The sequence below is a fragment of the Maribacter sp. IgM3_T14_3 genome (assembly GCF_049603095.1).
GTDB lineage: Bacteria > Bacteroidota > Bacteroidia > Flavobacteriales > Flavobacteriaceae > Maribacter.
The window spans coordinates 2,233,866-2,258,177 of record NZ_CP187138.1; the positions used below are offsets into that span (position 1 = coordinate 2,233,866).

Annotated in this window: 21 protein-coding genes and 1 pseudogene; 15 read left to right on the forward strand and 7 right to left on the reverse strand. The window is 31.9% G+C overall.

The genetic code is table 11. The features are described 5' to 3' along the window. Window positions 1–2 precede the first annotated feature (2 nt). From ACPF9A_RS09985 to purD, 12 genes are all read left to right on the forward strand, one after another. Window positions 3–926, forward strand: a complete 924-nt coding sequence (locus ACPF9A_RS09985) for a hypothetical protein (protein WP_424004035.1) — start codon at window positions 3–5, stop codon at window positions 924–926. 118 nt (window positions 927–1,044) lie between these two features. Further along, window positions 1,045–2,694 (forward strand): O-antigen ligase family protein, encoded by a 1,650-nt coding sequence (locus tag ACPF9A_RS09990; RefSeq protein ID WP_424004037.1) that lies wholly within the window; start codon window positions 1,045–1,047, stop codon window positions 2,692–2,694. A 160-nt stretch (window positions 2,695–2,854) separates the two neighbouring features. After that, window positions 2,855–4,201, forward strand: coding sequence for an MBOAT family O-acyltransferase (locus ACPF9A_RS09995; protein ID WP_424004039.1), 1,347 nt, complete (start codon window positions 2,855–2,857; stop codon window positions 4,199–4,201). A gap of 11 nt (window positions 4,202–4,212) precedes the next feature. Continuing rightward, window positions 4,213–5,151, forward strand: coding sequence for a hypothetical protein (locus ACPF9A_RS10000; protein ID WP_424004041.1), 939 nt, complete (start codon window positions 4,213–4,215; stop codon window positions 5,149–5,151). Window positions 5,152–5,257: 106 nt separating this feature from the next. Beyond that, entirely contained in the window at window positions 5,258–6,676 is a 1,419-nt protein-coding gene (locus ACPF9A_RS10005) for an MBOAT family O-acyltransferase (protein WP_424004043.1), read from the forward strand. 4 nt (window positions 6,677–6,680) lie between these two features. Continuing rightward, a complete protein-coding gene (locus ACPF9A_RS10010; protein ID WP_424004045.1) occupies window positions 6,681–8,405 on the forward strand; it encodes an alginate O-acetyltransferase AlgX-related protein in 1,725 nt (574 codons plus the stop codon). A gap of 45 nt (window positions 8,406–8,450) precedes the next feature. Continuing rightward, the gene (locus tag ACPF9A_RS10015) at window positions 8,451–9,170 is read left to right on the forward strand and encodes a glycosyltransferase (protein WP_424004047.1); all 720 of its coding nucleotides are present in this window, start codon (window positions 8,451–8,453) and stop codon (window positions 9,168–9,170) included. A gap of 103 nt (window positions 9,171–9,273) precedes the next feature. Beyond that, window positions 9,274–10,413, forward strand: coding sequence for an SDR family NAD(P)-dependent oxidoreductase (locus ACPF9A_RS10020; RefSeq protein ID WP_424004049.1), 1,140 nt, complete (start codon window positions 9,274–9,276; stop codon window positions 10,411–10,413). Between the two features lie 7 nt (window positions 10,414–10,420). Beyond that, complete coding sequence (locus ACPF9A_RS10025) at window positions 10,421–11,407, forward strand: hypothetical protein (protein WP_424004051.1); 987 nt, start codon at window positions 10,421–10,423, stop codon at window positions 11,405–11,407. Window positions 11,408–11,562: 155 nt separating this feature from the next. After that, window positions 11,563–12,915: an exopolysaccharide biosynthesis polyprenyl glycosylphosphotransferase gene (locus tag ACPF9A_RS10030; RefSeq protein ID WP_424004053.1), complete on the forward strand. Its 1,353-nt coding sequence runs from the start codon at window positions 11,563–11,565 to the stop codon at window positions 12,913–12,915. Between the two features lie 7 nt (window positions 12,916–12,922). Further along, window positions 12,923–13,900: a UDP-glucuronic acid decarboxylase family protein gene (locus tag ACPF9A_RS10035; protein WP_424004055.1), complete on the forward strand. Its 978-nt coding sequence runs from the start codon at window positions 12,923–12,925 to the stop codon at window positions 13,898–13,900. Window positions 13,901–13,942: 42 nt separating this feature from the next. After that, a complete protein-coding gene (gene purD / locus ACPF9A_RS10040) occupies window positions 13,943–15,214 on the forward strand; it encodes a phosphoribosylamine--glycine ligase (protein WP_424004057.1) in 1,272 nt (423 codons plus the stop codon). 58 nt (window positions 15,215–15,272) lie between these two features. Here the strand turns inward: purD and ACPF9A_RS10045 are convergent, their stop codons facing one another. Continuing rightward, a complete protein-coding gene (locus tag ACPF9A_RS10045; protein ID WP_424004059.1) occupies window positions 15,273–15,494 on the reverse strand; it encodes a DUF6341 family protein in 222 nt (73 codons plus the stop codon). A gap of 40 nt (window positions 15,495–15,534) precedes the next feature. Between ACPF9A_RS10045 and ACPF9A_RS10050 the strand changes: the two genes are divergently transcribed. The 3 genes from ACPF9A_RS10050 to ACPF9A_RS10060 are packed head-to-tail and all read left to right on the forward strand — an operon-like array spanning window position 15,535 to window position 18,145. Beyond that, window positions 15,535–16,464: a hypothetical protein gene (locus ACPF9A_RS10050; RefSeq protein ID WP_424004061.1), complete on the forward strand. Its 930-nt coding sequence runs from the start codon at window positions 15,535–15,537 to the stop codon at window positions 16,462–16,464. A gap of 39 nt (window positions 16,465–16,503) precedes the next feature. Further along, complete coding sequence (locus ACPF9A_RS10055) at window positions 16,504–17,106, forward strand: DUF4254 domain-containing protein (RefSeq protein WP_424004063.1); 603 nt, start codon at window positions 16,504–16,506, stop codon at window positions 17,104–17,106. Then, window positions 17,093–18,145: a glycosyltransferase family 9 protein gene (locus tag ACPF9A_RS10060; protein WP_424004065.1), complete on the forward strand. Its 1,053-nt coding sequence runs from the start codon at window positions 17,093–17,095 to the stop codon at window positions 18,143–18,145. Before ACPF9A_RS10055 ends, ACPF9A_RS10060 begins: the two co-directional genes overlap by 14 nt. Here ACPF9A_RS10060 and ACPF9A_RS10065 read toward each other — a convergent pair. From ACPF9A_RS10065 to ACPF9A_RS10090, 6 genes and pseudogenes are all read right to left on the reverse strand, one after another. Then, entirely contained in the window at window positions 18,142–18,759 is a 618-nt protein-coding gene (locus tag ACPF9A_RS10065; protein WP_424004067.1) for a TetR/AcrR family transcriptional regulator, read from the reverse strand. The two genes, ACPF9A_RS10060 and ACPF9A_RS10065, sit on opposite strands and share 4 nt — an antisense overlap. A gap of 273 nt (window positions 18,760–19,032) precedes the next feature. Then, window positions 19,033–20,088, reverse strand: coding sequence for an arsenosugar biosynthesis radical SAM (seleno)protein ArsS (gene arsS, locus ACPF9A_RS10070; protein ID WP_424004069.1), 1,056 nt, complete (start codon window positions 20,086–20,088; stop codon window positions 19,033–19,035). A 212-nt stretch (window positions 20,089–20,300) separates the two neighbouring features. Further along, on the reverse strand, window positions 20,301–20,636 hold the full coding sequence (locus ACPF9A_RS10075; RefSeq protein WP_081819435.1) for an arsenosugar biosynthesis-associated peroxidase-like protein: 336 nt from the start codon (window positions 20,634–20,636) through the stop codon (window positions 20,301–20,303). Window positions 20,637–20,876: 240 nt separating this feature from the next. Further along, a pseudogene (locus ACPF9A_RS10080) lies at window positions 20,877–21,506 on the reverse strand (metallophosphoesterase family protein); the annotation flags it as partial. Then, window positions 21,491–22,831: a sodium:solute symporter gene (locus ACPF9A_RS10085; protein WP_424004071.1), complete on the reverse strand. Its 1,341-nt coding sequence runs from the start codon at window positions 22,829–22,831 to the stop codon at window positions 21,491–21,493. The gene ACPF9A_RS10085 and the pseudogene ACPF9A_RS10080, both read right to left, overlap by 16 nt. 51 nt (window positions 22,832–22,882) lie before the next feature. Further along, window positions 22,883–24,307 (reverse strand): SusD/RagB family nutrient-binding outer membrane lipoprotein, encoded by a 1,425-nt coding sequence (locus tag ACPF9A_RS10090; RefSeq protein ID WP_424004073.1) that lies wholly within the window; start codon window positions 24,305–24,307, stop codon window positions 22,883–22,885. Window positions 24,308–24,312 lie beyond the last annotated feature (5 nt).

The window sequence follows — 24,312 nt, forward strand, 5'->3', positions numbered from 1 at the left end:
TATTGTATTTTGCTGAATTTCTTTATGAGCAAGATATTCCTTTGTTATCTACTATTTTAGGAAGACCAGGTGTTAGTTATCGCGAATTTGGCATACCTCTTTTACATGGAGTATTAATTTCTTTTAATTCTTTTCTAATTGCCCATTCCTTTGCGGTTTATATGTCTAGTAAAGATAGAAAAGTACTATTATACTATATTCTTTTATATGTGCCAGCTCTTTTAATAATCAATAGAAGTATTATAATGTTTGGGGTAATAACTTCTGTATTCATATTCCTTCATTTTGTAGGTAAGGTGAAGTTCAAAAATCAATTGAAACTGATTTTATTGGCGCTAGTTGGACTGTTTTGTTTCGGATACGTGGGTAATTTAAGATCAGGAGAAGAATTTATATACACACAAAGTAAGGTAAACAAAGAGTTTATGGAGTCGTCCATACCTAAAGAATATTATTGGACTTACCTATATGTTGCCTCGCCGTTAGCCAACTTTCAAAATACGGTTAATAAGAAGTATGTTGAAGAATATGATTTTACGGGTTTTGTTTTTTATGAAAATCTACCTAGAATTATATCTAAAAATTTAGGTGAGCCTTTAAATATTGAAAGAAAAGATTTGGTTAGAATTGTGCCTTGGTTAACGGTAGGTACCACCTATGCACGGTCATATTCATATTTAGGCTGGGGAGGACCATATTTATTATTTATAGCTAACCTTTTAGTTTATTTTTTAATTCTGTTTTTAGTTCCAAAGAAAAGTAATTATCATGTTACAACGGTAGCCATTTTATCTGTTATTGTGCTTTTAAACATTTTTACTAATATGCTTATTGTTACAGGAATTTCTTTTCAATTAGTGTATTGCATAGTATTCGCTTTTTTTCAGAATAAGAAAATAGTTTACAAGAAGGCGATTTCAAATTAAGTAATTAGGAAGTAAGGTTGATATGATAAAATTTGTCGCTAAGAAGTACTGTTTTTCTTTAATAGTTGTTCTTGGCATATTATGCTCTACTTTTTTGTCTTCTTTTTATCTAAGTCATATGGAAAATAAGTTGGAGAATGGTTTCTATGGCTTTAAGTTCATTTTGGAGAATGAAAAACCATTTGATGCTTCTTTACTATATACCTATGATAATGTTTTTAGCTCTGATTATGTTATAAAGAATACAAGTTCAGCAAACGACACCTTATTTTTCTACTTGCCAAGTTCTAATAAAGTACTAAAAAAATTTAGATTAGATTTCGGAAATAATACCAATATAGATAAGCTTAAGATTAAAGAGTTACAGCTTCTTTTTCAAAACGATACAATAGTTATTGAGAGTGATAAGTTGATTCAAAAGATATTTAATACGAGTGCTTCTGTAGATTTAGATAAAGAAAATAAAATTATTAGGTTTAAAAAAAATGTAGTTCCTTTTGACCCTTATATTATATTTTCGCAATTGGTAGAATTTACTATTGTCAAAAAAGAATACACGCTATTCTTATTGCTTCCTTTTGTTATTTTACTTCTTGTTTATTTTATCCTTGTTACCTCTAAAAAACCATCCATTTCTGTTATTGAAATTCTGTGCTTGCTATTTGTTATATGTATCCCGTTAAAGATAGCTTGGACAACATTTGCCACAATATTATTAGGAATCTATGGACTTTATGATTTGTTATTCAATAAAAGTAAATCGCAATATATTCCGTTAACCCTTTTATATGTAGGATGTTTTTGCATTTTTTTATTGTTTGGTAGACCTTCTAACTTCTCGGATATCGATATGCAAATGGGGCTTTTATTATGGGCCTTGATTTATGCTACTGTACACATACCAGTAGAAAAAGTTTATAAGTACTATGTAATAATGATAATGGTCATTAATGCGATGATAATAAGTTCTGGTATAGGTTTTTTGTCTTGGTTCAATGAGTTATATGGTCTAGACCTTATAGATTATTTTAATAATATTAAACTATACAGTAGAGATGTAAGGGGGTGGCTCTATTATGACCATGCGGCTTTTTTAACGTTTTTTGGAATAGCCGGTGTGCTTTTTGTACAAAAGCTTTATAAACAGAGGGTAGAGAGCTTGCTATTAGTCTGTGTATATCATTTGATACTAATTAGTTTTATTTTAATTACAGCTACTAGAGTCGGTTTATTTATTTATTTATTTGTGTTATTGAATGTTTTAATAACCTCTAATTTTAGAATTAGACTATTACTAAACACCGTAATATTGGGCGTATTTTCAACTAGTTTGTTTTATCTTATAAATAAGATAGACAAAAGTCGTTCTGTACTATGGGAAGTAACTTGGAGTTTGATTGAGGAAAAACCTTACTTTGGTTATGGTATAGGGCAATCTAATAATATGTTACAAATTGCATATCATAATAAAATTGGTATTGGGTCATCATTGTTAGAGTTGAATCATTCCCATAATCAATACTTGACCTATTTATTAGAATTTGGTATTGTAGGTAGTCTTCTTTTATTATTTATCCTTGTTCTCTTCTTATATAAAACCAAACAGTATAAAAATGATATGCTAATGGTTTTTCTGTTTGCTTTGAGTTTTCTCTTTTTAACTGAGTCTGCTTTTCAAACCTCTAAACCACTTTATGTAATATCTTTTCTATTTTTAATGATTTGTTCAGGTAATTATTTTAATAAAGTTGATACAAGAACCCAATAAAGGGTATTTAGATAAAATTGGTATAATTAAAAAAGGACATTAAATGCTTTTCAATTCTTTTAACTTTTTAATGTTCTTTCCTATAGTGGTTATACTGTATTTTCTTTTTCCAAAGAAAATAAGATGGTTATGGTTACTTATAACCAGCTATTATTTTTATATGAGTTGGAATGTAGAGTATGCATTTTTATTATTGATATCTACAAGCACAACTTTTCTAAGTGGTATACTAATACAAAATGCAAGTTCAATAGGGCGTAAAAAGCTATACGTTGCAATTAGCCTCTTTGTCAATCTAAGTATATTAGTGTTGTTTAAATATTATAATTTCATAGGAGATAGCCTAACTTCATTCATTTCAATCTTTGATATTGAGTATAAGGCGCCAAAATTTAATTTAATGTTGCCTGTAGGCATATCGTTTTATACATTTCAAGCCCTTAGTTATACGATGGATGTTTACCAGGGTAAAATTAAGGCTACAAAGCATTTTGGAAAATATGCATTATTTGTCTCTTTCTTTCCGCAATTGGTTGCTGGTCCTATAGAGAAATCAGCGAGTTTATTACCACAATTTAATAGTGCCAAATCCTTTAATTATGAACGAATTAAAGAGGGTCTAATTCTAATGGCCTGGGGGTTTTTTAAAAAAATGGTAATTGCAGATAGGTTAGCAATTCTAGTTGATACAGTTTATAATAACCCTACGGAATATGAAGGCATAGAACTGGTTGTTGCTACCTTTTTCTTTTCTATTCAGATATTATGCGATTTTTCTGGTTATACCGATATCGCTATAGGGGCTGCTAAGGTTCTTGGGTTTGACCTTTCAAAAAATTTTAATAGACCTTATTTCTCTAAATCAATTCCTGAATTTTGGCGTAGATGGCACATATCACTAGGATCGTGGTTTAAAGATTATCTATACTTTCCTTTAGGAGGAAGTCGAGTGGTTAATTGGAAAAAATATAGAAATATATTGATTGTTTTCATTGTAAGTGGACTGTGGCATGGCGCAAGTTGGAATTTTTTAATTTGGGGTTTACTTCACGGAATGTATCAAGTATTGGATATAGTTTTAACACCATTGATGAAAATCAAGAATGGTCGATTTAATATTAACAAGAACAATTTCATTTATAAATTTTATAAAGTCAGCCTTGCCTTCTGCCTTGTAAGTTTTGCTTGGATTTTTTTTAGAGCCAATAAAGTATCTGATGCTTTTTATATAGTTAAAAATTTATTTGTTTTAAATACTGAAGTGATTCTTGGTAATGGTATATATGATCTTGGGTTAAATCGAACCGAGTTTAAAGTAGCTTATATAGCCTTGTTAGTTCTGCTTTTAGCAAATTTATTAGAAAGAAAGTACAACCTTATGAACTTATTACACAAGCAACATTTATTAGTTAGGTGGACTTATTATTTATCACTTATTTTCTATATTTTAGTTTACGGCGTATATGGTAGTAATGAAAAAGCCGCATTTATATATTTTCAATTTTAAAAAATTTAAACTTGGCAGGTAAATTAATTATTAAAATCATAATTTTTATTACTCTAATTGGGGTCTTCTCTTTTTTAGCAATGTTTATAAATCCCGATTATGACAAGGAATATATCGCTGGTATTTCTCCTAAGCTTGAAAAGTTAAAATCTGCACATGGAAATAAAATTGTAATTATAGGAGGGAGTAATGGTAGTTTTGGTATTGATTCTCAATTAATGGAAAAAAAGTTGGGTGTTTCGGTAGTTAATATGGCACTACACGGGGGGCTTCCATTAAAATATGTTATAGAACAAGTAAAGGAAGAATTAAACAAAGGGGATATATTAATATTAACTAAGGAATACGGAGGGCTAAAAAGTCAATATTGGAATAGGATGAACGGTATAGAACTGCCTAAAATAGTAACTTATGATTTATCGCAAATTAAAGTGCTACTAACAGATAAAACTCTTTTTGTTTCGACACTTACAGGGCTATTTAAAACAATTAATTTTAATATAAAAAGGTTTCCATTTAAAAGAAGGAAAAACTTAAATTCAGTTTATAGTATAAATGCTTTTTATAAAGACAATCTTAAGGCTCAGTTTTTAGAAGGTTCTTATGAAAAAAAAATAAGCATTCATACTTTACCTAAGTTAAATGTCAATTCAAAACTGATAGAAAGTCTTCAATATTATCATGGGTATTTTAAAAAAGAGGGTATTGATTTCTATATAACACCACCTGTAATTATAGAAGGATATTATGATGCTGAACAATTACTTCCTTTTTGGAGGTACTTTTCAAATATTACCAATATACCTTTGTTAAGCAATAATAAGCCGTACGTCTTACCAAGAGAATATTTTTTAAACTCACATTATCATACAAATTACAAAGGCAGAGAAAAAAGAACAAAATCATTAATTGAAGACATAGTAAATAGTGACGCTTCAATCACTAAGTGAAATGATAAGATATTTCCTTCAAATAATAAAAATCAAACGTTAATTTTATTTTATAATGTATATTTTTGTTTCAACCTCCAATAGACAAATAGCGAATTAATATTAAATGGTTTTTAGCTCTACAGTATTCCTTTTTATTTTTTTGCCACTTGTTTTAATTATCAATTTTCTACTAAAGAAAGAGTATAGAAATATTTTCTTACTACTGGCAAGTTTGTTATTCTATGCTTGGGGAGAGGGTTTGTTAGTACTGTTAATGTTATTTTCGATAAGTATAAACTATATTTCTGGTTTAGGGATTGCATATTTTTTGGAAAGAAATACAAGACTAACTAAACTAGTTCTAGGTGCCGCAATTTTTGGTAATTTGGCTTTATTATTTTATTATAAATATGCAAATTTCATAATAGCGAACCTTCAAGAACTAGGGTTGTACTTAAATTATGATAATAAAAGCATTCTTTTGCCAATAGGTATTTCGTTTTTTACTTTTCAAGGAATATCATATTTAATAGATGTTTACAGAAAAGAGACCGAAGTGCAAAAAAATCTTATGCACTTAGGGCTTTACATCTCCTTTTTTCCACAGTTAATTGCGGGGCCAATAGTTAGGTATCATGATGTTGATCAGCAAATTAAAAAGAGAGAAATTACAACACCTTTATTTACTGAAGGAATAATAAGATTTATTCGAGGGCTTGCTAAAAAGGTAATGATTGCTAACAATGCTGCTTTTTTTGCTGATCAAGTTTTTTCTGTATCGGCAGCTGAAATAACGACCGGTTCTGCTTGGTTAGGAATTATTTGTTATGCTATTCAAATATATTTTGATTTTTCTGGCTATTCAGATATGGCAATTGGTTTAGGTAAGATGCTTGGGTTTACATTTAAAGAAAACTTTAATTATCCTTATATATCTAATTCGATTCAAGATTTTTGGAGACGCTGGCATATATCATTGTCAACATGGTTTAGAGATTATCTATATATACCTTTAGGAGGCAGTAGAGGCGGCTTATTTATGACCTATAGAAATCTTATCATAGTCTTTTTCATAACAGGATTATGGCATGGAGCAAGTTGGAATTTTATTTTCTGGGGGCTTTTTCATGGATTTTTCTTAATACTTGAAAGAGCTAATATTTTAAAAGTTGTTAAATGGCCTAAGTTTTTCCAACATTTATATGTCTTAATTGTAGTGCTCTTTGGATGGGTTTTTTTCAGGGTAGAAACTATGGCAGAAGGAATTGTTTTTGTCAAAAGTTTACTTGGTTTAACTAATGGTCATAACCGGATTGCATTTGTTTACTTGAATCGATATACTACAATCATGATTGTTTTGGCATTAATATTTTCAATGCCAATAAGAGAAAAAGTGAATGTCTTTTGGGATAAGTCCAAAATACCATTTATAAGTAACATAAAACAAACTGCGATTTTTACATTTTATATTTTTTTGTTTTTATTTTCGATTGTAGAGTTAGCACAGTCTAGTTATAACCCATTTATCTATTTCAGATTTTAAACATATGAGTTCAAGTTTAACATTTAGAAAATATGTATTAGTCATACTTGGGCTGTTGACCTTTGTAGGGTTAGGCTTTTTGCTAAAAAATTTAAAAACCACAACCCATAATAATCTTAAAGTTGTTTTGTTAGCAAAAGTGCTTCAAGATGATATGTTTCAATTGTTTTATGAAGAAGTAGAAAAAGATGGTTTTTCTCATAAAAAGACTGTAGATGTAGAGATAATTGGAAATAATAAATTTCAAGAAATTACATTTATGGTACCTAAGATAGCTAGTCTAAATAGACTTAGATTAGATATAGGTAATAATAAAAATCAAAATTCTATTATAATCAGAAGTATAAGGTTCTCTTTAGATGAGCAAGATATCATTTATGATGTAGAAGCATTTAATCGACTTTTTAAACCAAATAACTATGTTAAAAAAATAGATAAGAATGGAACATTCAAAGGTCTTTCTGCAATGCGTAAAAATAAAAAGATTTTCGACCCTTATTTTAGTTCGAGACGTACATCTAATGAGTTAATAGCAATTAGAAATCAGCCTTTCATTGTTTACCCTTTTTTAGTTTCAGCTTTCATAACAGTAGTTTTATTTCTGTTCATTTTTTTTAATATTGGAAAAATAAAACTAACAAAAGAAGCTGTTTTTATAGTGCTATTCTTTATGATGTTAACGCTTCCGGTTTTACAGAATACTTTTAAACTTATAGAGCCTGGTAAAAATTTAGAAAAAAGAAAGTTGGCTAGCAGACCTCAATTTAGAGTGTCTGAATATTATCCAAAACAGTTTGAGACATTTTTTGATGATAATTTTGGTTTAAGAAATTACTTAATCAATTTTGGAGGAGCTTATAGAACAAAATTATTTCGATCTTCAATACATCCTGAGTTAGTAAAATTCGGTAAACAAGATTGGTTGTATTATAATAGGATTGATGGTAAAATTTTTAAAAGCTATACCCATACAAATTTGATTTCTAAAGACACCTTACAAAGAATAGTAAAAAAATGGGAACAGAATAAAATTAATTATGAGTCTAAAGGAGCCAAATATTTCTTGACATTTTGGCCAAATAAACACACTGTCTACCCAGAATATCTTCCTGAAACTATGAGTATGCAAATAAAAGATACGGTTTCAAGAATAGATCAAATTTTAAGTTTTTTGGAAAATAGTAAATCATCGATAAAACTATTTGATTCAAGATTGGTTTTGATTAATGGAAAAAACGAAAATCAATTGTATCATAAGTTTGATACTCATTGGAATGATTATGGGGCTTTTTTAGGTTATCAGGGCTTTTTCAATGATAACTTCGACAAACTCGGAATAAATCCTAAAACTTTAGACGACTTTAAAGTAGAATGGAATGATTTTAAAAAAGGAGAACTAATTCAAATGCTTGGGGTAAAAAATGATGGGTACTTTAAAGAAAGTACTCCTAATTTTACACTTAAAAAGGATAAAGATCAAATAGAATTTTTATCAACCAAAGGTTATCCAAAACAGACAAAAATTACTAGAAATAGATATTGTGGAAACAAGCTTAAAGTCCTTGTTTTTAGAGATTCTTATACAACAAAACTAATTCAGTTTTATTCCCTTCATTTTTATGAGGTTACGTATATCTGGGGTCATGGAGAAAAATATGTAGACCTTATTAAACCAGATATTGTTATAGAAGGTTATGTAGAAAGAAGTACTGCTGAAAAAATACAATAATTCAAGGTGTACTTGAGCGCTTTTTATTAAAATATAATTGCATTTATGAACAAAATATCGGTTTGTATGACCACCTTTAACGGAGAGAAGTTCATTGAAGAACAATTATCTTCCATATTACCACAATTGTCTGAATACGATGAGGTATTAATTTCAGACGATGGTTCTACTGACAGAACTATTGAAATAATTAATTCTATTAAGGATAGTCGAATAAAGTTATTTCAAAGCTCGTTTAAAAATGTAATTAACAATTTTGAGTTCGTAATTGGTCAAGCAAAAGGTGATATTATTTTTCTCTCTGATCAAGATGATATTTGGTACCCTAACAAAGTAAAAGAGTCTCTAAAGTTATTGGTTAAAAATGATTTAATTTATACTAATCTAAATGTTTTTAACACTAAAATTTCAGAAGGAAAATTAATGTACGATTCTTCTAAAAATTATCAAGGTATTCAAAGAAATTTTATAAAGAATCAATGCGTGGGAGCTACTATGGCATTTAAATCACACCTTCTTAAATATGCACTTCCATTTCCGAAAAATGTTGAAATGCATGATATGTGGGTATTTTTTATAAGTTCTTTTTATGGAAATACATATTATTATAATCGCCCTTTAATTTACTATCGAAGACATGGAGCAAATATTTCTAACACGGGAGGTAAAACCTCTAATTCATTTTTTAAAATCATTAGAATAAGGTTACGGTGGATTGTAGTACTTTTAAGGCGTATATTAAAGATTCGTTTCTCTAATAGTTGAGAGTGTTCTTAGGCTAGTTTTAGGCAATAAACTAATTTGCATATTTTTGTTTCAATAATAGGTGTTAATCCTATTTTATATATATAATTTAAAACAACCAAGTTTGAGTAAAAAAATTTTAATTACAGGCGGGTCTGGTTTTATAGGCACAAATTTATCTTTAAAGCTTATAAATAAAGGTTACCAAGTAAGTGTTTTAGATAATTTATCAGAACAAATTCATGGTAATAATCCAGAGTCTTCTACATTGTATTCTCAAATTAAGAATAAGGTTCGTTTTATAAATGGTGATGTTAGAAATAGGGAAGATTGGACTAAGGCGTTAGAAGGTCAAGAAATGGTTGTGCACTTTGCTGCAGAAACAGGAACAGGTCAGTCTATGTATGAAATAGAGAAGTATACTGATGTCAATATAAAAGGCACTTCAATTCTTTTGGACATTTTAGCGAATAATAAAGAACATAAAGTAGAAAAAATTATCATTGCTTCATCAAGGTCTATCTATGGTGAAGGTAAGTACGAGTGTCCAGAACATGGTGTTGTTTATCCTACAGAACGTTTTGAAGAGGATATGAAAAACAAAGATTTTTCTGTTAAATGTCCGATATGTAATAAGAAGACTTTATTGCTAGCTACAGATGAATCTAGTAAGATTCATCCTTCCTCAATATATGGTTTAACTAAGCAAGCACAAGAAGATATGTGTATGATAGCTGGTAAGACCTTAAATATACCTGTAGTGGCTTTTAGATATCAAAACGTCTATGGGCCAGGTCAATCGCTTTCTAATCCTTATACGGGTATCTTATCTATCTTCTCTACTATTATAAAGAATGGTAATGATATTAATATATTTGAAGATGGTTTAGAAAGTCGAGATTTTGTGTTCATAGATGATGTTGTAGATGCTACTATTTTGGGTATTGAAAAAGAAAGCGCAAATTATAATATTTATAATGTAGGATCTGGTGTACAAACTACAGTTTTAGAGGTTGCTAAGTCGCTTGTAAAAGCATATGATAGTAATGTGAAGTACGCAGTTTCTGGAAATTTTAGATTAGGCGATATTCGGGATAATTATGCTGATTTAAGTAAAATACAGAAAGATTTAGGTTTTATTCCCAAGGTTAGTTTTGAAGAAGGAATCGAGAGATTTTGCGAGTGGGTTTCATCACAAGAAATTCAAGAAGATGCTTACAATAAATCCATTTCAGAAATGAAGGATAAAGGTCTGCTAAAATAAATTAAATATGTTCCAGGATAAGAAGGTATTGTTCTTTTCGGCAAATTTTTTTGGTTATCAGAATGAAATTTCGGCAAAACTGAGCTCATTGGGTGCAGAGGTAGAAGCATATGATGAGCGGCCAAAAAACACTTTCTTTTACAAGGCGATGATTCGTCTAGATAAACGTCTGTTGAAAAAAAGACTGGATAAATACTATGAAGATATAATTCAAAATAATAGTAAAACAGAATACGATTTCGTTTTCTTTTTAAAAGCTGAGGCTATAACAGAGGATAAATTAGAAAAGCTAAAGAAGAGCCAACCAAAAGCAAAATTTGTGTTATATATGTGGGATTCTATAGAAAATTGCCCCTCAGTCGAAAAACTATTTCCTCAATTTGACACGATAAAGTCTTTTGACCCTGCAGACGTCAAAGAAAATAAGCACTTATCATTTAGAGCACTTTTTTATCTAGATGATTATAAGAATTTGAATCAATCTTCAGATTTAAAATATGATATCAGTTTTATAGGAACCGGTCATACAGATCGATATGAAATTGTGTCTAGGGTAAAAAAATTATGTAACAAGAATAACTGGAAATACTACTTTTTTATTTACTTGCAAGACATTAAAATATTCTATGCTAGAAAATTGTTTTCAAAGGCATTTAGATTTGCTAAAAAAGATGATTTTAGCTTTAATTCCTTACAAAAGAACGATATTTTAAATATTGTCCAAAACTCTAAATGTGTTCTTGATATAGAAAGACCTGTTCAAAGGGGGCTTACAATGCGTACTATTGAGATTTTAGGAGCCAGAAAAAAGTTGATTACTACTAACAAGGATATTGTAAACTATGATTTTTATAATTCAAATAATATTCTGGTAATAGAAAGGGATAACCCTAGAATTACATTAGAATTTCTTGAAGGACCGTATATAGAAATACCCACTGAAGTTTATCAAAAATATAGTATCGATAATTGGATACATGAAGTCTTTGATTAGGAGATGTAAGATTTTCGTATAAAGTAAAAAACTTACTTTGCATTTTAGTGTTGTTTTTTTAGACTGGTGCACACTAGCATTTCTTATTCTAAATCATTTAATTTGCAGCTGTTACTAGATTAGTATTTTTGAACGAATAATAAATAATAAAGAAGTTGAATTATAAAGAAGGTAGGTGGTCTAAACTAATTAAACCTTTAGTGGCTTTGATTGATTTGACTGTACTAGTTTGTGGAGTTTTTTTATTTGATATATTTCTTGTCAATCATTTTATCTTTATTGGTTACGTTACCATTGCATGGATTATCATAGCTGTTAAAAATGGCTTCTACGAAGTAGAAAGACAGGCAAGAGCTATTCAATTGTTTTCTCTGTCGATAAGGCAGGTTATAATATTTGTGGTTGTTGTTTACGCTTATATCGGCTTTTTTAAACAACCTCATGTTGGTCGACTCGCCTTAGCTCATTATATAATCTTTATTACAGTTGTTGTTGTTTTCTTCAAGTTTCTTACATTTTTTCTGCTTAAAAAATTCAGAGTTTTATTAAAAGGGAATGGAAGAAGTGTTATTGTAATTGGTGATAATGCTAAAACTAGACAGCTCATTAAAATTTTTAATTCGAAATTAGAATATGGATTTAATTTTAGAGCTAAATTTTCTGTTAGGGATAAAAACTTTTCTTTAATGAAATGTTTAGAATACGTTGTAGAAAATAATATTGATGAAATATATTTTTCTGTAGCTGAGTTATCTAATGATCAAATAACACATCTTGTTGACTTTGCAGAAAACAACTTAAGAACACTAAAGTTTATTCCGGATAATAAAGACATTTTTGCTAGAAACTTGAAATACGAGTATTACGACTATATTCCAATTTTATCTTTACGTAAAATAGCACTACATGATCCTATAAATGCGTTTATCAAGAGAGCGTTTGATATCGTTTTTTCTTCAGTAGTTATATTGCTTGTTTTGTCTTGGTTAACCCCATTAATGGCTATTTTAATCAAGTTAGAGTCTAAAGGACCAACGTTGTTTTTACAAAAAAGGCATGGACTTGATAATGGTGAGTTTTATTGTTTCAAATATCGCTCGATGGCAGTTAACCGTGGTAATGATGCTCTACATGTTACAAAGAACGATATGCGAGTTACCAAAATAGGAAAATTTATTAGAAAGACTAGTTTAGACGAAATGCCTCAATTTTATAATGTATTCTTTGGTCAGATGTCGGTTGTAGGGCCAAGACCACACATGGTTTCTCTTTCTGAAGTTTATATGAAGAAAGCCAATAGATATATGTTAAGACACAGTGTAAAGCCAGGTATAACTGGTTTAGCTCAGGTTAGTGGCTTTAGAGGAGAGATAGAGGCAGATACAGATATAATCAACAGAGTAAAATATGATATTTTTTACCTTGAAAATTGGTCTTTGTTATTGGATTTAGGTATTATTATTCAAACTGTCACAAACTTATTTAAGGGAGAAGAAAAAGCCTACTAGAATTATTATGAAAAAAATATTAATTACAGGTGCTGCTGGTTTTTTGGGTTCTCACTTGTGCGACCGTTTTATTGCTGAAGGTTTCCACGTCATTGGAATGGACAATCTTATTACAGGAGATTTAAAGAACATAGCTCATCTTTTTCCATTAGAGCATTTCGAGTTTCATCACCATGATGTTTCTACCTTCGTTCATTTAGAAGGAAAGTTGGATTATATCTTGCACTTTGCATCACCCGCAAGTCCCATTGATTATTTGAAGATTCCAATTGAAACTTTAAAAGTAGGATCATTGGGTACTCTTAATTTACTTGGTCTTGCAAAAGAGAAATATGCTAGAATATTGGTTGCTTCTACTTCTGAAGTGTATGGCGACCCATTAGTACACCCTCAAAATGAAGAGTATTATGGAAATGTTAGCCCAATAGGCCCACGTGGAGTTTATGATGAGGCTAAGCGCTTCATGGAGTCCATTACAATGGCTTATCATAGACATCACGGACTAGATACCCGTATCGTTCGCATATTTAATACCTATGGGTCTAGAATGCGTTTAAACGATGGTAGGGTGGTACCTGCTTTTATGGGGCAAGCGTTACGAGGAGAAGATTTAACCGTCTTTGGAGATGGTTCTCAAAGTAGATCATTCTGCTATATAGATGATCAGGTCGAAGGAATATACCGATTGCTATTTAGTGATTATACAGATCCTGTTAATATTGGAAATCCGCATGAAACAACTATCAAAGAATTTGCAGAAGAGATTATTGCTTTAACAGGAACCAAACAAAAAGTGGTTTACAAACCACTACCTCAAGATGATCCTACACAACGTCAGCCAGATATTACCAAAGCAAAGGAGATTTTGGGTTGGGAACCGAAAGTTCATAGGGCAGAAGGATTAAAAATCGTATACGATTATTTCAAATCCTTGTCTCAAGAAGACTTACAAAAGAAAGAGCATAGAGATTTCTCTACAAAATAATATTATTAAAGAGCAAACAGTGGTTTTGCTAAAATTGAATAGATGAATATTTTAATTCTAGGATCAGGTGGTCGCGAGCATACTTTTGCTTGGAAATTGGCACAAAGTAATAAATTATCAAAACTTTTCGTGGCACCAGGAAATGCTGGTACAGAAAAAATCGCAACAAACATACCAATTGGTGTAAATGATTTTGAAGCTATTAAGAAATTAGTTTTAAAGGAGAATATTAAACTTGTTATGGTTGGTCCTGAAGATCCTTTGGTAAACGGAATTCACGATTTTTTTCTTGGTGATCAAGAATTAAAAAAAGTTGCTGTTATCGGTCCCGAGAAATTAGCGGCTACTTTAGAAGGTAGTAAAGAGTTTGCGAAAGAATTTATGATGCGTCATGAAATACCTACCGCTCAGTATAAAAGTTTTACGGCTGAGACTGTTGAAGACGGATTTAAATTTTTGGAAGAATTAAATCCTCCCTTTGTTTTAAAAGCTGACGGATTGGCTGCTGGTAAAGGTGTAGTTATTCTCAATGACTTAAACGAAGCCAAGGTTGAATTAAAATCAATGTTGGTTGATGAGAAGTTTGGTGCTGCAAGTGCAACTGTTGTTATTGAAGAGTTTCTTGATGGCATTGAACTAAGTGTTTTTGTGCTAACCGATGGTGATAGTTACAAAGTGCTACCAACAGCAAAAGATTATAAAAGAATAGGTGAGGGTGATACCGGACTCAATACTGGCGGTATGGGCGCTATTTCACCGGTTCCTTTCGCCGATAAGGCTTTTATGGATAAGATAGAGCAGCGAATTGTAAAACCTACGGTAGATGGTCTTAAAAAGGATAATATGCCTTATAAAGGATTTATTTTCATCGGATTGATTAAAGTAGGTGAAGATCCTAAGGTTATCGAGTATAATGTTAGAATGGGCGATCCAGAAACTGAAGTTGTACTTCCCCGTATTCAGAACGATATAGTTGAACTTCTACAAGCGGTAGCTAATCAAACATTATCTGATATTGATTTAAAGTTAGATGATAGAACGGCTACAACAGTAATGACTGTTTCTGGGGGTTATCCAGGATCTTATGAAAAAGGAAAAGAAATTACTGGAATTGATTCTATTACTGAATCTCTTGTATTTCACGCAGGTACTACACTCAAAGATGGTAAAGTGGTTACTAACGGTGGTAGGGTAATGGCAATTACATCCTTTGGTGCTGATTTTAAATCGGCACTGGCTCAATCGTATAAAAATGTAGAGAAGCTTTCCTTTGAAGGAATGAATTATAGAAAAGATCTTGGTTTCGATCTTTAATATATAATCTCATATCAGTTTTTAAAGATTAAAAACTGATATGAGATTTAATTTGATATTATAAGTAAGAGTGAGAAGTGCTCGACTTATCTTCTTCACCGTTATCATTATATTTCTTCAATTGAAGCATCCAATACACAAATGCTACAGAGCCTATCAACATAAATATCCAATTTAAGATATTTGATAAAGCCCAACTATCTGTAAAACGTAAAAAATCTAACGGTGCAAATAGTACATTTACGAACAAATCTGCGATACCTTCAAAAAATGATTTCATCTTATTACTATATTTACCAGCAAAAATATAAAAAGCTTAGATGATTTCAAGCATTTTTGAGAAAACAAAACCGGTGAATTTCATCATTCTTCTGGTTTTTTTGTTTCTTTTCTACTGGGCAGTCCAATTTTACTTCTTTGATGTATCGATGAGCAATGTAGAAATTGCTCCGTCAATCGGTATTTTGACGATTTTATTATTTAGTGTTTTTATTGTTGACTTGGTTGTTAAGCGTAACAAACTTACCGGTACAAATTCTTTTGCAATTTTGTTTTTCACCCTGCTTTTTGTGGTTTTTCCTGAGACGCTAGGTAATAATAATGCCATTTTTACCAGTTTTTTTCTATTGCTGGCCATGAGGAGGTTGTTAAGTATTAAGTCTTTAAAGAATATTAAACTTAAGATTTTTGACGCCTCACTTTGGATCTGCATTTCAAGTGTATTCTATGAATGGGCTTTACTTTATTTGCTTTTGGTTTTTGCAGCAATATATATTTATGAACCAAAAAATATACGAAACTGGTTGGTAATCATATCGGTTGGCGTCTGTTTTTTTATGATACTGTACGGTATATTAGTTTTACTTGACAAGCCTAATTTTATTCTTGAACATTATGATTTTGCAATCAATTATGACGCTATATTCCCCATTAAATGGTGGACTAGCTTAAAAATGACATTGTATGCTTTGTTCAACATAGCTTTTGCTTTTTCTGCTTTCGTTCATTTAAGTAAGTCGGGTGTAGGTAAGGTAATCGTTATGAGACTTATTGCATTTTCTTTTGTTATAGGGTTGGTGGTTAATGTATTGGTTACTTCAGAAAATAATAACGCCGTGATAATCACCTTTTTTCCTTCGGTAATTTTTATTGTCAATTATTTAGAATCTATTAAGAAACCTAAGTTTCTAGAATTAATTCTTGTTTCTAGTATTTTAATACCCATTATAGTTTTTGTTGTGAAACTTTAGGTTTACCCTTTAAACTTTATCTTTGTAAAAAAGGCTCATATGTTTAGCGAATTCGCATTTAATATATTTAATACCAGTATTGAAAAATATCATATTGAAGATGATGTGTATCAAAGTTTTCATAATCCTTATTCGAAAGAAGAAATAGAGCACTTGTTGTATCGCAAAAACTGGATTGACACCGTGCAATGGCATTATGAGGATATCATTAGAAATCCGGATATAAACCCTGACGACGCCTTAGTTTTAAAGCGTAAGATTGATGCTAGTAATCAAGATAGAACTGACTTGGTAGAGTTCATTGATAGTTATTTTCTAAAAAAATACCAATCGGTAGATGTTAAGTCTGACGCTACTATTAATACCGAGAGTCCCGCTTGGGCAATTGATCGTCTATCTATTTTAGCACTGAAAATCTATCATATGAAAGAGGAAACTATTAGAGCAGATGCTTCTTTAGCGCATAGAGAAAAATGTCAAGTTAAATTAGAAATCTTGCTTGAACAAAAAAACGACCTTTTTGTAGCTATTGACCAATTACTTGCTGATATTGAAAGCGGTACAAAGTATATGAAGGTATATAAGCAAATGAAAATGTATAATGATGAGGAACTAAACCCCATCCTTCGTGGCAATAAATAAAAACAAGCATATTCTGGTCATACGACTTTCCGCAATGGGAGATGTCGCTATGACTGTTCCCATTATTTTAGGGGTTTTAACAAAATATCCTCACCTTAAAATTACGGTTTTAACAAAAGCCTTTACTGCGCCAATTTTTGAAAATATCCCAAATGTCTCCGTTTTTAAAGCCGATGTAAAAGGAAAGAATAAAGGCATTTTGGGTCTTTGGAAATTATACAAAGAATTAAAGGCGTTACAGATTGATGCAGTTGCAGATTTGCATAATGTTCTACGTAGTTCTATTCTAAAACAGTTTTTTAAATTTTCTACCATTCCATTCATTCAAGTGGATAAGGGAAGGACAGCTAAGAAAGCTTTAATAAATCCGAATCGAACATCTTTTAAACCTTTACCAACTACTTTTGAACGCTATGCTGTGGTTTTTAGCAAGCTTGGTTATCCTGTTATTATAAGTGAGATGGAAACCTTATCTAAAAGACTAATTCCTAATTCAGTAAAAAGTTTGATTAATCCTGAAGAAAAGGTAATAATCGGTATAGCTCCTTTTGCAGCTTTTAGTGGAAAAATGTATCCGCAACTTTTGATGGAAGAGGTACTAAGTACATTGAATTTATCCAACAAATATCAGATTGTATTATTTGGTGGCGGAAAAAAAGAAATAGAAGTTTTAGAAAAATGGGAAGCTCAGTTTAACAATTGCTATAATGCTGCTGGAAAATTATCATTCTCAGATGAATTAAGCTTAATATCCAACCTTAATTTAATGTTGGCGATGGATAGTGGCAATGCGCATTTAGCCGCTATGTTCGGTGTGCAAACCGTAACAATTTGGGGTGTAACACATCCGTATGCTGGTTTTTCACCTTTTAATCAACCAGCGAGTAATGCTCTTATATCCGACAGAAAAAAATATCCTGCTATACCAACTTCCATTTATGGAAATAAGTATCCTGAAGGTTACGATAAAGTCATGGAAACCATACTACCAGCAACTATCGTTCAGAAAATAAGTGAAATTTCAAGTACGTCGGTTTAAGAATTAACGGGCTTAGCTTCTATGCTTTTAAAATATTGACGTAGCTGAGACATAAATCTATATTTCTTAGAAGCAGGTGCTGTACTTGTCATTAAGGTTCTTACCCCGAAATAAGAGCTCATCATAAAAGTAGCTGCAGCTTCACAATCTGCATGGCGGTCTAAATAGCCATTAAATTTTCCTTTTTGTAAAGCAGTTACTAGATTTACCTCCCATACAGTAACAATCTCATTTAGATGACGCATAACAACATCATTCTTACCATTGAATTCGGCCAAAAAATTACTTAGAACACAACCATAATCCATTTCATTATGAACTGCGGTTTCCAAGGCATCGTCGAAACATTTTGTAATAAGTGTTAATGGATTATCATGACCCTCAATAGGTTCTATTAAGGTGCTATATATTTTACGTGCAAGAAGATTTTCTATAATTTGTATAAAAAAATCTTCTTTAGATTCGAAGTGATAATAAAAAGCACCTTTAGAAAGATCTAGTTTTTTTAGAATATCATCTACACTAGTATCGTAATACCCTTGGGCATAAAACAATTCTAATCCGGTGTTCTGTAAACGTTGCATGGTTGCCATGCGCTTAAGGCTTTTGTTCATAATATTTAGATTTGGGTAAATCCGACCATGTGGTCTTTTTATTGAACGCCAGATTGTCAAACAACCTCAGTATTTATAGATTAGATGCATTTTTTTTTCGATAAACGACCATTTAATCGGTGTATAGCATCTTTTTTACACTACTAAACAAACTAAGTGGTCAGTTCTGTACGTGATGTATTTGGTTGGTTTATAGTAGAATGAGTTCGTTTAAAACAAAAAACCGCTCAATATAAATCATCAAACGGTTCTTTAATTTCATCCTAAATTGTATTAAGCAACAGTCCCCTGGCAACTACTACCGGCACCTGCTGTACAACCATAACAATGCTGTGATATGATAATGTTTCTATCGTTTAACACATCTTCATTATAATCTTTAATATGTTTTACTTTACTAGCTACTTTTAGGTCTAGCATTTGGTTAAAATCACAATCATACAACCAACCATCCCAGCTAATAGAAATGGTATTGGTACACATTACATTTTCTACTGCTGCAGGGTTATAAGCTTCTACTAGCGCATACATATAATCTTCATAATTCTCAGATGCTATTAAGTAGTCTAAGAAACGTGCAATGGGTAAATTTGTAATGGCAAAAAGACTATGAAACTGAATATCAAAATCCTCTTTTAAAGCTTTTTTGAAATCTTTTTCCATCGCTGCTTGGTCACCCGGTAAATATGCACCTGATGGATTATAAACTAAATCCAGCCTTAAATCGCTACCAGGCATTCCATACCCTCTTTCGTTTAATTCTTGTAATGCTTTAATCGATTTATCGAAAACTCCGTCACCTCTTTGCTTATCGGTTTTACCACGCGTGTAGTGTGGCATTGAAGAAATAACGTGCACGTTATGTTTTTTAAAGAAATCTGGTAAGTGATAGTATTTCTTGTTTGCCCTTATAATAGTCAAGTTAGAACGAACAATGAAATCTTTGATTCCGGCTTTTGCAGCTTCTTCTACGAACCACTCAAAATCAGGATTCATTTCTGGTGCACCACCAGTTAAATCTAAAGTGTGAGCTCCTGTATTTTTAATGACATCTAAACACTGTTTCATCGTTTCACGGGTCATAATTTCCTTACGATCCGGACCAGCATCTACATGGCAATGCTCACAAACTTGGTTACACATGTAACCGACATTAATTTGCAAGATCTCTAGCTTTTTAGGACGCAAAGGAAAATGACCTATTTCGGAAATTTTATCTTTAAAGTAAGGAAGCTCTCCATCAGCAAATATGCCTCCGTTCAATATTTCTAACTGCTTATTGGAAACTGCTAAATCGTTTCCTTTTGCTTTTAATGATTTTGTAGCCATTTTTTAGTTGTTCGTTGTTCGTTGTTCGTTGTTGGCATTTTGTACAAATGCATTAAACTCTAACTTCACAACATTTAATTTCTTTTTTTTACATGGATATTCATATTGAATATTCTATTTGCAATATTTTTTAAACCAGCTTTAATTTCACTGTATTGATTGTTGAAGAAGGCTGTTACGAACAACCATCAACGAACAACCAACAACGAAATTTACATGGACAATTTATTATACTTATTCATCATCTGTACACCATGAACCAATGTTGCTCCACTTTCAATGGCAGCACCTACATGTACCGCCTCCATCATCTCTTCTTTCGTAATTCCTTTTTGCAATCCGTCTTTGGTATATGCATCAATGCAATACGGACACTTTACCACATGCGAAACTGCTAATGCAATTAGGGATTTCTCTCTAGCACTTAGTGCGCCTTCTTCGAAAACCTTACCATAATAATCGAAAAATTTTGTTCCTAGCTCTTCGCTCCACTCTGTAATTTTTCCGAATTTTCTTAAATCTGCTGGGTCGTAATACGTATTTGCCATCTTTTTTTGTGTTTTAGGTTTTATTGAATCTTTTTGTTCTTGGTTAAAATGAATTGGAATTCCCTGCCCCATTTTTTCTATTTCTGGGAGAATTTCCATGTTGTCCCAAATACCTGAAGTAAGCGTGTCTCCATAGGCTTCAGGTAAATGATTTTTATACATTAATTTTTGTGCTGTTTCGGCATCGTATTCAAATGATTGATGTGTGTAGCTTACTTCGCCATCAATAACATCCAAAAGCATATACCAAACTCTAGTAGTGCCATCATTTGCGGGCATGCCAATTACTCCAGGATTTAGCCATAGGTGATCTTTTATAGATTGATGAAATGGTAGACCGCAATGCCCTGCTATGATGATATCACTTTTAGTCTCATTAAAACATCGTTCTTTACTTTCGGTGGCATTTGACTTAAACACAAATTCAGAAGTATTTCCATAGTTTCCATGGACTACGGTTACTTTTTTACCAGCATAATCAAAACTGATGTACTCTGGTATTTCTTTCATCCAATATAAAGATTGTTGCGATAAATGCCCTTTCGTATACGGAAACCACATTTTTGAAAAATCATCGCAACGGCTACCACTTTTAAAATCACATCCACAGTCTTCACTGTCACTAGCTAGTTGTAGTTCTACGTTACCTGCAATGCTTAATGCACCCCATTTTTGAAACAATTGAATAGTTTCTTCAGGTTGTGCACAGTAACCGGTTAAATCGCCGGTACTAATACAGTTCTCTGGTTTTACACCAGCCTCCTCAGCAATAGAAATTAATTTCTCTAAAGCTTGTAGGTTGCTATAAACCCCTCCAAAAAGCAATAGCTTTCCTTCTTTTACACCAATATGTTTTATTTCTTTATCCATGTAGGTATTATATAAACGAATAGGCAACAGATGATGCCCCAAAAATTAATCCAAAGTAAACTGGCGTATTTACCAGTGGTAAATATCATATTTTCTGGAAACCAATTAAAAATTAATAGGAAGCCAAACAACAATCCGACAAAAACACTTAAATGAAAACTGATTTTAGGAGCTTTGTCTTTCCAAAATATAAAAATAGGTGTCAATCCTATGACCATAGTTCCGCTAATGGTAGTAGCAGATAATATCTCTGCATCTAAAAAAACAGGAATTGTACCTAACACTGCAATAGCAACCATTGACCAACGACCGAATTTTAAACTGTTTCCTAAGTTTAAGTCAAGAGCCAATAGTTTAGAGAATGAGGAAAAAGTAGAATCTAAAGTAGAAGCTGCAGAGGTGATCATGATGAAATTGATAACCAATAATATGATTGTTCCAAATGCCCTACCTACTTGTACAGCTGCCTGGCCTTTCATTCCTTGAGTTTGTGCGTAAACACCAATAATACTAAATAGAATTATACAAATAGCACCCAATACGCTTGCCCATAAAAAACTTTTTAGTGTAATCTTTGGACTGCTGATAAATCCTCTATCCGTTAAAACCGGATCATGAAAGGGATAGCTGAAAGATTGTAGTAGTGCTGCGAACAGTAAATTAAGACCTGTTTCAAAAGACCATATTCCAGAATTTGCAACTTCAGTTACAGATAAATTAGTTTCCTTACCAAAAATTGTGAACAATATTACCGCTAGAAGAAGGGTAAATAATCCCATTTGGACAACATCGGTAAAAATTGAACTGCTCATACCTCCTTTTAGTACATAGGCTAATGTTAGTGCTGTAAATATTAAAATGGATAAATAGTAGGCACTAGAACCAATTTCGCCAAAGTAAGATCCTATCACCATGGTATTACTCCAGACTTCATTGAACAATCTAAATGCAATCAATATGGAGAATATAGTCACGGCAGATTTACCGAATTTTGAAGATAGAAAATGATGAATACTGGTGTATTTACCATGAAGTCTCATTTTGTAAATGACGATACCTGCTACGGCAAAAGACAAATAATACCCTGCATAAGCTACGCCACCAACGATACCAAAATCTAATCCTAAATTTGCCGCGTTCGTAATGCTCTTTGCAAAAATCCATGAGATAATTAAACTACCCATTAACATAAATGTATTGGGTGCTTTCTTTTTCTGGACTGCCTTAAAAAACTGGTTAGTGTCTTTTGCCCATGGTGAAAGGAAAAACATCACCAAACTTGATGCTATTATTAATCCCCATTGCCAAATTTTTACTTCAGTCATTTTTTTGTTCTTACCTAACTCCTAACTCCTAACTCCTAACTCCTAACTCTGTTACTCATCCCACCAAACAGGTACATTTATACTATTGCCTTCCGTATTGTTTGAAGCATTGGTATAATTGATACTATTTAAAGCTTCTTCTTCAGAAGGATAAGGCATTCGAATTGGAATTAAATCATTATTCAAACTAGCCGATATCGTTTTCAATTGTGGAAAACCTGTTCTTCTATATTCAACCCAACCTTCATACCCGTTTATGCTATTCGCAATCCATTTTTGAGTAATGATATTTTCTAATGCGTTACCATTGTCCAGTGCGGCATCAACCGTTAAATAATCGGCAGGTAGGTCTACTTGCCAGTAATCAAAAGCTTGAGTTACTCCTGTGTTATACAACGTTTCGGTATCAGTTGTTATAAGCCCTTTTTGAGCAGCTTCAGCCAATAGGAAGTGAGTTTCCATGCTTGTCATGAAATTGGCGTCTAAAAGCCCTGTATTTTCTCTAAAAATTGCACCTAGCAAAGAGTAATCAGCTAACGAGACTCCGGCAGAGGCATCAATCCCATTTAATAATCCATTATATTTACCATCCGTGCTATTGGCGAATGGTTGATACAATTGTGCGATACGTGGGTCGTTTAAACTTGTCAAAATTTCATCCATTGTTTCAGAAAGCACGTAATTATTAAAATCACCAACCCTAAGTTGTGCCAGTCTAAAACTATTCGGCTCACCATCGGTAAAGTTGAAAATCGCATTTTCGCTGTTATCATCAATGAAATTACCTTCGGCGGCTATGGTTTGTAATTGGGCGGCAACATCTATTTTGCCCGAAACTCGCATTAGATATTTAATCTTTAGCGAATTTGCAAAACGAATCCATCCGTCTAAATCTCCATTAAACAGAATATCACCTTCTAGCGAAATTGTACCGGTATAGTTTTCTAAAGCAGCGATACCTTTGTCAAGATTATCAAAAACACCATCTTCATCCATGTAAATGGATTCTTGAGAATCATAGATTGGAGTAACGGTTTCCGTATCACCTTTGAATGCTTCTGAATAAGGAACATCTCCAAATAAATCTGTTAACCCTGCTGCCATGTAGGCTTTCATTATTCTTGCAGGTCCTTCATAGACCGTCAAGGCGGTATTTTCTTGAGATAGATTCAATATAATTTCGTTGTCTCGTAAGTTCTGATAGAATATAGGCCACGGATTTCCACCTAATTGTGGAGATTTCAAATCATGACGATCAAATAAGTTAAAATCTAGTGCCGTACTATATTGACCTAACAGATTGCCTGCAGTAAAACCTTCATATGACATTTGTTCGCCAAAATCATAGATAACCTGTCTTAACAATAGACTAGGTTGTACCGCTACAGGATCATTGGTATTCGTATTAATTTCTTCAAAATCTTTTGTGCAGCCAACGACCAATAATAAGATTAGAATGCTATATATATGTTTCATCTTTT